This window comes from Bradyrhizobium sp. 179, assembly GCF_023073535.1.
GTDB lineage: Bacteria > Pseudomonadota > Alphaproteobacteria > Rhizobiales > Xanthobacteraceae > Bradyrhizobium.
This window is the reverse complement of record NZ_JADPJR010000059.1, coordinates 60,270-72,316: the sequence shown is the minus strand read 5'-3', so window position 1 is coordinate 72,316 and position 12,047 is coordinate 60,270. Positions and strand designations below refer to the sequence as shown.

The following is a 12,047-nucleotide window of genomic DNA, read 5'->3' as shown; positions in this document are numbered from 1 at the left end:
CCGCCGGACCGGCGGGACGATCGCGCGCTGCCGGGGCCTGGGTCATGACGCCTGAACTGCAACGGATGGACTGGATGCCCTCGCCCCCGCTTGCACCCATCGACAGTCCGCTCGACCTCGATCACCTTGCCCGCATGACGCTCGGCGATGCCGAGCTGGAACGGGAAGTGCTGGCGATGTTCGCCGAGCAGGCGGTCCGCCTGGTTGCAGCGATGACGGCGCTGCCGGCCGAGGCGGGCGCACTGGCCCACAAGCTCAAAGGCTCGGCACGAGGGATCGGCGCCTTTGCCGTGGCCGATGCCGCAGGCAGCCTGGAGACCGCGATCCGCACCGGCCATGGTCGGCCCCACGCCCTTGCTGCCTTGAAAGAGGCGGTCACCGAGGCTCGCGCCGCCATCGAGGCGATGCTGAAGCCTTAAGGCGCGTACTGTCAGAACCGGGTTCTACTCTTTTGTTTTGACGCGTTTTCTTCCCGCGAAGCGGGATTCACCGCGCGCCGAAAACGCTATGGCGCCGGGCTGACCGACCCGTTATAGGACAGGCCGGGACCCCTCCTTCATTCCAAGCACCGCGGCAGCACGAGCACACATGGCCAAGATTCACTTTGTCGACCACAAGGGCGAAACCCGCACGGTGGAAATCGAGAACGGCGCAACCGTGATGGAAGCCGCCATCCGCAACAGCATTCCGGGCATCGAGGCCGAATGCGGCGGCGCTTGTGCCTGCGCGACCTGCCATGTCTATGTCGACGAAGCCTGGCGCGAGAAGGTCGGCAACCCGACGCCGATGGAAGAGGACATGCTCGACTTCGGCTTCGACGTGCGCCCGAACTCGCGCCTGTCCTGCCAGATCAAGGTCTCCGACGAACTCGACGGGCTCGTCGTCGCGACGCCGGAACGCCAGGCCTGATCCACTCGATTAGGTAACTATGTCCTCGCCGGCGCGACCTCGATGCCGCGCTTGTGCCAGGGTCTCAGCTTTGCGATCACTTCCGCTGTGAGCGGCGTCGGCCGCCGCGACGCTTCGTCGATCATCACGCCGACCGAATTCGCCGACGCGATGCACTTTCCTTGCGAGAATACGACCTGCTCGAAGGTCACCGACGTTCGTCCGAGCTTGACCACGCCGAGGCCGAGCTCGATGGTGTTCGGCCAGTGCAGCTCGGCGCGGAAATGGATGTCGAGCCGCACCATGATCCAGGCAAGACCCGGCGGCGTCAGCCCATATTCCGGGAGCTTCATCAGCGTGACACGGCCGGTCTCGAAATAGGTGGCGTAGACGGCGTTGTTGACGTGCTGGTTGGGATCGAGATCGCCGAAGCGCACGTTGTCGCTGAGGCGATATGGGTAGTCTTCCAGGCGCGGCGTCGTATCGAGGTGGCTTGGTGCGTTCACCGATTGATCTCCGTCATATCCTTGCTCGTTACAGCCCAGTTAGTTTGACCCGGCAAGTGGGTGCGGCTGCGGGGCGCTCCCGCTTTTATGCCTTCCCTGATCCATCCCCGTTGGCTAGACAGGCAGGGTCACCCTCGGCCTAAGGGACGCCGTCCAACCGGTAACGACCGATAAAAGAGACGACATGAGCGACGTGATCAAAACCGATGTGCTGATTATTGGCGCCGGCCCGTGCGGTCTGTTCGCCGCCTTCGAGCTTGGCCTTCTCGACATGAAGGCGCATTTCGTCGACATTCTCGACAAGGTCGGCGGCCAATGCGCCGAGCTCTATCCGGAAAAGCCGATTTACGACATTCCCGGCATTCCCCAGCTCTCGGGCCAGGGGCTGACCGAGGCGCTGATGCAGCAGATCAAGCCGTTCCATCCGACCTTCCATCTCGGCGAGATGGTCGAGACCGTGGAGAAGATCGGCGATCCTGCATTCCGCTGCACCACCGATGCCGGCAAGGTGTTCGAATGCAAGGTGGTGGTGATCGCGGCCGGCGGCGGCTCGTTCCAGCCCAAGCGCCCGCCGGTCCCGGGGATCGAGGCCTATGAAGGCACTTCAGTGCACTACGCCGTGCGCAAGATGGAGACATTTCGTGACAAGAGCGTGCTGATCGTCGGCGGCGGCGATTCCGCGCTGGACTGGACACTCAATCTGCATCCACTTGCCAAGCGCATCACGCTGCTGCACCGGCGCGACGAGTTTCGCGCCGCGCCCCACAGCGTCGAGCAGATGCGCGCGCTGGTCGCAGGCGGCAAGATGGATCTGCGGCTCGGCCAAGTCACGGCGCTCTCCGGCATTGATGGCAAGCTCTCTGGTGCCACCATCAAGGGCAACGACAACACCATGACTGAAATTGCCTGCGACACCATGCTGCCCTTCTTCGGCCTGACCATGAAGCTCGGGCCGGTTGCGAACTGGGGCATCGCGCTGGAGAACAATCTGGTGCCGGTCGAGACATCCGCGTTCGAGACCAACGTGCCCGGCATCTTCGCAATCGGCGACATCAACACCTATCCCGGCAAGATCAAGCTGATCCTGTGCGGCTTCCACGAGGGGGCGCTGATGTCGCAAAAAGCCCATCGCTACGTCTATCCGGAGAAGCGGCTGGTGTTCCAGTACACGACCTCGTCCTCCAGTCTGCAAAAGAAGCTCGGCGTCAACTGAGCGGTTGGGGCCGGAAGGCCATGTCCCATGTTTCTGGTGCTGGAGCCGTTCGCGAAATCGCCGTACTCTGTGGCCATCCAGTCCTGGCTAGCAAGTGATTGGCATAGCAAGGTGATCTAATGCAGAATCTTCTTTCCAGCTCTCGGCTGCTCCCCCTCCTCGCGCTCGCGTTGTCGCTTCTTGCGGTGACACCGTCTGCGGCACAGACCGCCGAGCCAACGGCGGCGGGGCTCTGGCAGAAGGTCGAAGACGGCAAGACGGTCGGATGGTTTCTCTTCATCGACCGCAACGGCATCTTCGAAGGCGTGATCGCGAAGACCTTCCCGCGGCCCGGCGACGATCCGAACGAGGTCTGCAGCAAGTGCACGGACGACCGCAAGAACGCGCCGGTGCTCGGCATCTCCTTCGTCCGCAACATGAAGCGCGAAGGCTTGAAGTACGAAGGCGGCAATGTGCTCAATCCGCGCGACGGCCAGATCTGGAAAGCCAACATGAAGATCAGTCCCGATGGCCAGACCCTGACGCTGCGCGGCTATCTTGGCATCGCGCTGCTCGGTAAGGACGAGACCTGGACGCGGCTGCCCGATGCCAACATCGCGCAGATTGATCCTGCCATCGTGGCAAAATATCTCCCTGCGCAGGCCGCCGCCGCGAAGCCGGCGGCACCTGCGGCGAAGAAGGGCGGCGCGATGGTGGCGCCGGCGCCCAAGCAGTAAGGGCGCTTCACGCTGGGTATCATCCCGGCTGCTTTCCCATTCACTGGCGTCATCGGCCCGCCACCGGGTCTCGCCTTCGGCGAGCCCGATGATGGTGCGCATCCGCCGCAACGCGTCGATCATTCCGCCCTCCGCCAGTAGTTCCCCGGAATGCGTGCTGGCGCTGGAATTGCATAGCCTCCGCAAAGCTGTTGGGGGGTGAGTCGCTGTCCTTCACGCCTTTCGCCGAGCCGCGAAAGGCGAACGGCAGGCGTTGTCCCTCGCGGCGATGATTTCGATCCGCGGAGACGACATGAGATCTGCAACATCGCGTGCGGCCCCGCTGCTGGGCCTTATGACGCTGCTGGCCACATCGGCGCTGGCGCGCGACGACGGGCGCTACGCCAACTCGCCGCTAAAACCCTGGTTCGAAAGCCTGCACAGCGAGTTCGGACAATGCTGCACCGACGCCGACGGCTACGTCATCGCCGACGTCGATTGGGCGTCCGATCGCGGCCGCTACCGCGTGCGCATCGACAACGAATGGGTCGTGGTGCCCGACGGCGCGGTGATCACCGTGCCGAACAAGATCGGCCGCACCATGGTGTGGAAACACTATATCGACGGCCATCCGCGCGTGCGCTGCTTCATGCCGGGCAGCATGACGTGAACGAGGTAAGTCCTCGATGGGTAGCGGCGGTGAAAGGAAGACGAAACGCTTCAGGGTTCGGTTTCAAGATCGTTTCGTCGATCGCTTTCTTCAGGTCACCGGCGCCGGATTGAACAGCGTGAGATCGTTGTGGATGCCCCAGCGGTCCGACCACGGTTTTGTCCGGCCGCTGGCGACGTCGAGGATCAGGCGGAACAGGTCCCAGCCGGTTTCCTCGATGGTTTTCTCGCCGGTGGCGATGCGGCCGGCATCGAAGTCGATCAGGTCCTTCCAGCGCCGCGCGAGTTCGCTGCGGGTTGCGACTTTGATGACGGGGGCGGCCGCAAGGCCGTAGGGCGTGCCGCGGCCGGTGGTGAACACCTGCAGCGTCATGCCGGAGGCGAGCTGGAGCGTGCCGCAGATGAAGTCGGAGGCAGGAGTTGCCGCGAACAGCATGCCTTTCTGAGTCGCCTTCTCGCCGGGCGAAAGCACGCCGGTGATGGCGGACGATCCGGACTTGACGATCGAGCCCAGCGACTTCTCGACGATGTTGGCAAGGCCGCCCTTCTTGTTGCCGGGCGTGGTGTTGGCGCTGCGATCGGCGCCGCCGCGGGCAAGATAAGAATCGTACCAGGCCATCTCGCGCACCAGCGCGCGGCCGACGTCCTCGTTGATGGCGCGTCGCGTGAGCAGCTGGATGGCGTCGCGCACCTCTGTGACTTCCGAGAACATCACGGTGGCACCGGCACGCACCAACAGGTCCGCGGCGAAGCCGACGGCGGGATTGGCGGTGACGCCGGAGAACGCGTCGCTGCCGCCGCATTGCAGGCCGATCACGAGGTCGGAGGCCGGGCAGGTCTCGCGCTTGCGCGTGTTGAGCACCTTCAGCCGCGCCTCGGCCTGGGTCATGATCGCATCGACGATCGCACCAAAGCCATCGAAGGCCTCGTCCTGCATGCGCACGATCGCATCGCTGACGCCTTCCGGCACCAGCCGCTCCGGCGCGAGCTTCTCGCAGCCAAGCCCGACGACCAGAATCTCGCCGCCGAAATTCGGATTGAGCGCGATGTTCTGCAGCGTGCGGATCGGCACCACCGCGTCGGGCGCGGTGATGGCGACGCCACAGCCATAGGCGTGGGTGAGGGGGACGACGTCATCGACGTTCGGGTACTTCGGCAACAGCTCGGCGCGGATGCGTTTCACCGCATATTCCATCGTGCCCTTGACGCATTGCACGGAGGAGGAGATGCCGAGGATGTTCTTGGTGCCCACCGAGCCGTCGGGATTGCGATAGCCCTCAAAGGTGAAACCTTCGAGCGGCGGCAGCGGCGCGGGCACGGCCGTCGAGATTTCGAGCTTGTCGAGGGCAGGGGCTTCCGGCATGCGAATGCGCGCCTCATCCACCCATTCGCCGGCCAGGATCGGCGACAGCGCGTAGCCGATCACCTCGCCGTAGCGGATGATCGGCGCGTCTCGCGCGATGTCGACCAGCGCCGTCTTGTGCCCCTGCGGCACGAAGGCGCGCAGCGTCAGCCCGCAGGCAAAGCGGGTGCCGGCGGGAAGCCCGAAATCATTGACGACGATCGCAACATTGTCGCGCTCGTTGAGCTTGATGTAGCGGGGTTGCTCTTTCGCTGCGACTGACTGGTCCATACGCTTTCCTCAAGAACGGGAGAAGCCGTGCTTTCGCTCACCTCTCCCAAAGGGAGAGGTGGGCACCTACGCTTGCGACGCGATCCCGGCCTATCAGCCAGGGAAGGTATAAGCCGTCTTCACCGTGGTGTAGAACTCGCGCGCGTACGAGCCCTGCTCGCGGGCGCCGTAGCTCGAGCCCTTCCGCCCCCCGAACGGCACGTGATAGTCGACGCCGGCGGTCGGCAGATTGACCATCACCATCCCGGACTCGCTGTTGCGCTTGTAGTGCGAGGCGTATTTCAGGCTGGTGGTGCAGATGCCGGAAGCCAGGCCGAACTCGGTGTCGTTGGAGATCGCCAGCGCCTCTTCGTAGTTCTTGGCGCGGATCACGGCGGCGACGGGTCCGAAGATTTCCTCGCGCGCGATGCGCATATTGTTGTTGGCTTCGGTGAACAGCGCCGGCTGGAGGTAGTGGCCCGGCGTCTCGCGCTTGAGCAGCTCGCCGCCCCACGCAAGCTTGGCGCCCTCGTCCTGGCCGATCTTGATGTAGCGCAGGTCCTGATCGAGCTGGCTCTGGTCGACGACGGGGCCGATATGCACGCCGGCCTTGAGCGCGTCGTCCACCGACAGGCCCTTCAGGCGCTCGGCCATCGCGGCGACGAAGCGGTCGTGGATGCCTTCGGTGACGATCAGACGGGAGGAAGCGGTGCAGCGCTGGCCGGTCGAGAAATAGGCGCCGTTGACGGCGACCTCGACGGCGGTCTTGAGGTCGGCATCGTCGAGCACGACTAGCGGGTTCTTGCCGCCCATCTCGAGCTGGAACTTCTTCATCGGATTCGACAGCACGCAGGCCTGCGCGATCTTGCGGCCGGTCTGAACCGAACCGGTGAAGGAAATCGCGGCGACGTCCGGGTGTTCGAGCAGCGTCTGGCCGACCACGGAGCCGGAGCCAACGACAAGGTTGAACACGCCCGCGGGAATGCCGGAGCGGGTGATGATCTCGGACAGCGCGTGCGCCGAGCCCGGCACCAGCTCGGCCGGCTTGAACACCACCGTGTTGCCGTAGCAGAGCGCGGGCGCGATCTTCCAGGCGGGGATCGCTATCGGGAAATTCCAGGGCGTGATCATGCCGACGACGCCCATCGGCTCGCGGGTGAGCTCGACGTCGAGGCCGGGACGCACCGAGGCGCCCTTCTCGCCGATCAGGCGCAGCGCTTCGCCGGCGAAGAACGCAAAAATCTGGCCGGCGCGGGCGACTTCGCCGATGCCTTCCGGCAGCGTCTTGCCTTCCTCGCGCGCGAGCAGGCGGCCGAGCTCTTCCTTGCGGGCCAGGATTTCGAGAGAAATCTTGTTCAGCGCGTCATAGCGCTCCTGCGGCGTCGAACGCGCCCAGGCGGGGAAGGCGGCCTTGGCGGCGGCGATCGCCTTTTCGGTCTGCGCCTTGTCGGCCTTGGCATATTCGCCGACGAGGTCGTTGGTGTTGGAGGGGTTGATATTCCTGGTGACGCCGGAGCCGTCGACCCATTCGCCGCCGATGAAGTTCTTCAGGATCGCAGTCATGTATTCCTCCAAGTCATTAGGGGCATGATCCCTCTCGGAAAACCGGTACCCACTTTTCCGGAATCATGCCTGAGTTTCTTAGCGAACGAGGCAGGGACGCTTGTCGTCGAAGGTCCAGCCGGGGATCAGGTCCTGCATGGCAATAGCGTCATCCCGGGCGCCAAGTCCATGCTGCTTGTAGAGGTCATGCGCGGCGTCGATGGCGGCCCTGTCGATTTCGATACCCAGACCAGGTCTGTCCGGGACGGCAATCTTGCCGCCCTTGATCTGGAGCGGCTCCTTGGTGAGCGCCTGGCCGTCCTGCCAGATCCAGTGGGTGTCGATCGCGGTGACCTTGCCAGGTGCGGCGGCGCCGACATGCGTGAACATGGCGAGCGAAATGTCGAAATGGTTGTTGGAATGCGAGCCCCAGGTCAGGCCATTGTCGCGGCAGGTCTGGGCGACGCGCACCGAGCCTTGCATGGTCCAGAAATGGGGATCGGCCAGCGGAATGTCCACCGCGCCGAGACGCAGCGCATGAGAAAGCTGCCGCCAATCGGTCGCGATCATGTTGGTCGCGGTCGGCAAGGCCGTGGCGCGGCGGAACTCGGCCATGATCTCGCGGCCGGAGAAGCCGGCCTCGGCGCCGCAGGGGTCCTCAGCGTAAGCGAGCATGCCGTGCATGTCCTTGCAAAGCCGGACAGCCTGATCGAGCGACCAGGCGCCGTTGGGATCGAGCGTGACGCGCGCGTTCGGGAAGCGTTTTGCGATGGCGGTGACGGCCTCGATCTCCTGCTCGCCGCGGAGCACGCCGCCCTTGAGCTTGAAATCGGCGAAGCCATAATGGTCGTGGGTGGCCTCCGCGAGCCGCACCACGCTCTCCGGCGTCATCGCCTCTTGGTGGCGGAGGTTGAACCATTCCGCCTTGCCGGTCTCGCCTTCCACATAGGGCAGGCGGGATTTGCGCCGGTCGCCGACGAAGAAGAGGTAGCCGAGCGTCTCGACGCTGTTGCGCTGCTGGCCCTCGCCGAGCAGCGCCGCGACGGACAGGCCCAGATGCTGGCCGAGCAAATCGAGCAGTGCGGATTCGATCGCTGTGACCGCGTGAATCATGACGCGCAGGTCGAACGTCTGCTTACCGCGACCGCCGGCATCGCGGTCGGCGAAAGTGGTGCGGACGTCGGCGAGGATGTTGTTCATGGCGCCGACGGTCTTGCCGATCACGAGATCGCGGGCGTCCTGGAGCGTTTGCCAGATCTTCTGCCCGCCGGGCACCTCACCGACGCCGGTATGACCGGAATTGTCGGTGAGGATGACGATATTGCGGGTGAAGAACGGCGCATGCGCGCCGCTCAAATTGAGGAGCATGCTGTCGCGGCCCGCGACCGGGATCACTTGCATCGATGTGACGACCGGTGCGCCAGAGATCTCCGTCTGGACCATCGCACGCTCCTCTCTATTGTCGTTCGCTATTCTGCTGCCTGTTGTGTCGATCGGATGGCGGGCAGATTCTTTACTAGCGCGGTCAGTTCCGCCACCTCCTGCTCGGTGAGATCGGTCAGCGGCGGACGGACCGGGCCGGAGTCGCGGCCGATCACCTTCATGCCGGCCTTGATGATCGAGACTGCATAGCCCTTCTTGCGGTTGCGGATCGCGATCAGCGGCAGGATGAAGTTCTTCAGGCCGGCGTGGATCGTCTCATGGTCGCGCTTGCGCACGGCGGCGTAGAAGTTGGTGGCGAATTCCGGCACGAAGTTGAACACGGCCGAGGAATAGGTCGTCACGCCCATGTCGAGATAGGGCAGCGCGAAGGTCTCCGCGGTCGGCAGGCCGCCGATATAGGTCAGGCGGTCGCCGAGCTTGGTATAGACGCGGGTCATCAGCTCGATGTCGCCAATGCCGTCCTTATAGCCGACGAGGTTCGGGCAGCGCTCCGCAAGGCGAGCCAGCGTGTCGGGCTGGAGAATGGCGTTGTCGCGGTTGTAGACGATGACGCCGATCTTCACGGCAGCGCAGACTGCCTCGACATGGGCGGCGAGACCCTCCTGCTCGGCATGCGTGAGATAGGGCGGCAGCAGCAACAGGCCGTCGGCGCCGGCCTTCTCGGCACCAAGGGCGATTTCGCGGGCGATTGCGGTGCCGTAGCCGGTGCCGGCGAGCACTGGCACGCGGCCTTTGGTCTCCTCGACGGCGATCTTGACGATTTGCGGAACCTCGGTCGGCGTCAGCGAGAAGAACTCACCGGTGCCGCCGGCGGCGAACAGGCCGGCGACGTCATAGCCGCACAGCCAGTCCATGTTAGCGCGATAGGTCGCCTCGTCGAAGGAGTAGTCAGCGCTGAACGGCGTGACGGGGAAGGACAGGAGGCCAGATCCGATCTTCTGGGCCATCTCCGGCGGGGTCATCTTGCTCATGGGCGCGGCTCCCTTCTTGCGTGTTGTGGAGGACGCAAGCCTGCGCGTCCATGGGCCGGTGTTTAGGAAACCGTTCGATGCGCGTCCAAGCCAAAGCCTATATCGACTGATGCAGATTGAGCATCAATCCTCTATCACCTCCGCGGAGGACAATTCACCGGCGATTTTGACGAGGGCCGAGAGCAACGGATTCTCGTCGTCGCGGCGCCAGACCATGAAGAGCTCGACCGGAAGGCGGGTGCGCAGCTTCAGCGGCCCCAGCCGCACGTCGGAGATCTTCAGGCTCGCCGCCGCCGCCGGCACGATGGCGAGGCCGAGCCCGGCGCGCACCATGGCGAGGATCGAGTGGATCTGGCTGAGATGCTGGACGTAGCGCGGCAGCACGTCGGCGCGCGTGAACAGCGCCACCAGCAAATCGTGGAAGTAGCGGCTCTCGTAAGGCGAATACATCACGAAGGGCTGGTCGTCGAAATCCTTGATGGTGACGCTGTCGGCGTTCGCCAGCGGATGCTTCTTCGGGATCGCGGCGAGCAGGGGCTCGGCAACGACGCGGCGGCTGGCAAGCTCGGGACGCGCGATCGGCGGCCTCAGCAGGCCGGCGTCGATCTGGCCCGAGGTCAGCGCCTCGAACTGGTCGCCGGACACCATCTCCTTCAGCGAGAAATCCACTTCAGGCAGCTTTGCACGGCAGGCGGCGACGAGCTCAGGCAGGAAGCCGTAGGCCGCGGCGGCCGTGAAGCCGATCTTCAGCGAGCCGGTCTTGCCGAGCGCGATGCGGCGGGCGACCTGCGAGGCGCTTTCCGCAAGCTTGAGAATGCGCCGCGCCTCCGGCAGGAAGCTGCGCCCCGCGGGCGTCAGGCGCACCGAGCGGCTGGTACGCTCCAGAAGCGGCGCATCGATGATGTGCTCGAGCACCTGGATCTGCCGCGACAAAGGCGGCTGGGTCATGTTCAGCCGCGCGGCGGCGCGGCCGAAATGCAATTCCTCCGCCACCGTGACGAAACAGCGGAGCTGGTTGAGGTCGAACATCGATACATGCCTTAGATGGATAAGGCGTTTCCCCGGCACTTCTAGCATCGATCACCCCCAAAACAAAGACGGCGGCTGATTAAGCCGCCGTTGAGTTGCCTGGTCCGCTCCGATTGCTCGGAGCTCTCAGGAGGAACGTTTGAGCACCACCCGCTCGATCTTGCCGACGATCACGAGGTAGGCGAACGCCGCCACCAGCGCGTTGAGACCAACGAACACCAGCGCGCCGTTGAACGAACCGGTTGCGGCCAGGATGTAGCCGATCACGATCGGGGTGGTGATCGAGGAGAGATTGCCGAACGTGTTGAACAGGCCGCCGGACACGCCGCCGGCTTCCTTCGGCGAGGTGTCGGAGACGACCGCCCAGCCGAGCGCGCCGATGCCCTTGCCGAAGAAGGCGAGCGCCATGAAGCCGACCACGAATGCCTGTCCGTCGACATAATTGCAGGCGATGATCGACATCGACAGCAGCATGCCGCCGACAATCGGGATCTTGCGCGCCAGGGTCAGCGAGCCCGTCTTGCGCAGGATGGCGTCGGAGATGATGCCGCCGAGCACGCCGCCGATGAAGCCGCACAGCGCCGGGAGCGTCGCGACGAAGCCGGCTTGCAGGATCGACAGCCCACGCTCCTTGACGAGGTAGACCGGAAACCAGGTCAGGAAGAAATAGGTCAACGTGTTGATGCAATACTGGCCGAGATAGACGCCGAGCATCATGCGGTTGGAGAGCAACTGGCGGATGTGGTCCCACCCGGAGCCGGATTGAGGCGCGCGCTCCTGCTTCAGATCGTCCTTGGGCGCGTCGAGATCAACGAGCGCGCCGCCCTCCTTGATGTAGTCGAACTCGGCATCGTTGATCGAAGGATGTTCCTTCGGGCCGTAGATGGTCTTGATCCAGACGAGGCCCATGACGATGCCGAGCGCGCCCATCACGAAGAACACGAAGCGCCAGCCGTAGGCGTGCGCGATCCAGCCCATCAGCGGCGCGAAGATCACGGTCGCGAAATACTGCCCCGAATTGAAGAACGCCGACGCGGTGCCGCGCTCGTTGCCCGGAAACCAGGCCGCGACGATGCGCGCATTGGCGGGGAAGGAGGGCGCTTCGGCGATGCCGACCAGGAAGCGTAACGCGAACAGCACGACGATCGCAGTGCCGGCGCTGAAGAAGCCGACCCAGCCCTGCATCATCGTGAAGATCGACCAAACGATGATGCTGAAGGCATAGACGAGGCGCGAGCCGTAGCGGTCGAGCAACCAGCCGCCCGGCACCTGCGCGATCACATAGGACCAGCCGAACGCCGAGAAGATGTAGCCCATCGCGACCGGATCGAGATGCAGCTCCTTGGAGAGTGCGGGGCCTGCGATCGACAGCGTTGCGCGGTCGGCATAATTGACGGTGGTGACCAGGAACAACATGGTCACGATGAACAGCCTGACGCGAGACCTCCTCACGTCCGCCGCGGACACCACTGCGCTCAT

12 protein-coding genes are annotated in these 12,047 nt (G+C 64.4%); 5 read left to right on the top strand and 7 right to left on the bottom strand.

What is annotated here, in order from left to right; all coding sequences use genetic code 11:
• The first annotated feature begins 44 nt into the window (after positions 1 to 44).
• Entirely contained in the window at positions 45 to 419 is a 375-nt protein-coding gene (locus IVB12_RS15175; RefSeq protein ID WP_247300162.1) for an Hpt domain-containing protein, read from the top strand.
• A 169-nt stretch (positions 420 to 588) separates the two neighbouring features.
• The gene (locus IVB12_RS15170) at positions 589 to 909 is read left to right on the top strand and encodes a 2Fe-2S iron-sulfur cluster-binding protein (protein WP_247278705.1); all 321 of its coding nucleotides are present in this window, start codon (positions 589 to 591) and stop codon (positions 907 to 909) included.
• A 17-nt stretch (positions 910 to 926) separates the two neighbouring features.
• Here IVB12_RS15170 and IVB12_RS15165 read toward each other — a convergent pair whose 3' ends face one another.
• The gene (locus IVB12_RS15165; protein ID WP_247278704.1) at positions 927 to 1,394 is read right to left on the bottom strand and encodes a thioesterase family protein; all 468 of its coding nucleotides are present in this window, start codon (positions 1,392 to 1,394) and stop codon (positions 927 to 929) included.
• A gap of 184 nt (positions 1,395 to 1,578) precedes the next feature.
• Here IVB12_RS15165 and IVB12_RS15160 point away from each other — a divergent pair, with 184 nt between their 5' ends.
• The 3 genes from IVB12_RS15160 to IVB12_RS15150 all read left to right on the top strand — a co-directional run bounded on the left by IVB12_RS15160 (position 1,579) and on the right by IVB12_RS15150 (position 3,972).
• Entirely contained in the window at positions 1,579 to 2,607 is a 1,029-nt protein-coding gene (locus IVB12_RS15160; protein ID WP_247300159.1) for an NAD(P)/FAD-dependent oxidoreductase, read from the top strand.
• Between the two features lie 119 nt (positions 2,608 to 2,726).
• Positions 2,727 to 3,323, top strand: coding sequence for a DUF2147 domain-containing protein (locus IVB12_RS15155; protein WP_247300157.1), 597 nt, complete (start codon positions 2,727 to 2,729; stop codon positions 3,321 to 3,323).
• Positions 3,324 to 3,615: 292 nt separating this feature from the next.
• Positions 3,616 to 3,972, top strand: coding sequence for a hypothetical protein (locus tag IVB12_RS15150; RefSeq protein WP_247300156.1), 357 nt, complete (start codon positions 3,616 to 3,618; stop codon positions 3,970 to 3,972).
• Positions 3,973 to 4,062: 90 nt separating this feature from the next.
• Here IVB12_RS15150 and garD read toward each other — a convergent pair whose 3' ends face one another.
• The 6 genes from garD to IVB12_RS15120 form a co-directional block, all read right to left on the bottom strand.
• Positions 4,063 to 5,604, bottom strand: a complete 1,542-nt coding sequence (garD, locus tag IVB12_RS15145; protein WP_247300154.1) for a galactarate dehydratase — start codon at positions 5,602 to 5,604, stop codon at positions 4,063 to 4,065.
• A 93-nt stretch (positions 5,605 to 5,697) separates the two neighbouring features.
• Complete coding sequence (locus tag IVB12_RS15140) at positions 5,698 to 7,146, bottom strand: aldehyde dehydrogenase family protein (RefSeq protein WP_247300152.1); 1,449 nt, start codon at positions 7,144 to 7,146, stop codon at positions 5,698 to 5,700.
• Positions 7,147 to 7,224: 78 nt separating this feature from the next.
• Positions 7,225 to 8,568 (bottom strand): glucarate dehydratase, encoded by a 1,344-nt coding sequence (gudD, locus tag IVB12_RS15135; protein ID WP_247300150.1) that lies wholly within the window; start codon positions 8,566 to 8,568, stop codon positions 7,225 to 7,227.
• A gap of 26 nt (positions 8,569 to 8,594) precedes the next feature.
• Positions 8,595 to 9,539, bottom strand: coding sequence for a 5-dehydro-4-deoxyglucarate dehydratase (kdgD, locus tag IVB12_RS15130; protein ID WP_247300148.1), 945 nt, complete (start codon positions 9,537 to 9,539; stop codon positions 8,595 to 8,597).
• 123 nt (positions 9,540 to 9,662) lie between these two features.
• Entirely contained in the window at positions 9,663 to 10,568 is a 906-nt protein-coding gene (locus IVB12_RS15125) for a LysR substrate-binding domain-containing protein (protein WP_247300146.1), read from the bottom strand.
• A 126-nt stretch (positions 10,569 to 10,694) separates the two neighbouring features.
• Positions 10,695 to 12,047, bottom strand: coding sequence for an MFS transporter (locus IVB12_RS15120; RefSeq protein ID WP_247278695.1), 1,353 nt, complete (start codon positions 12,045 to 12,047; stop codon positions 10,695 to 10,697).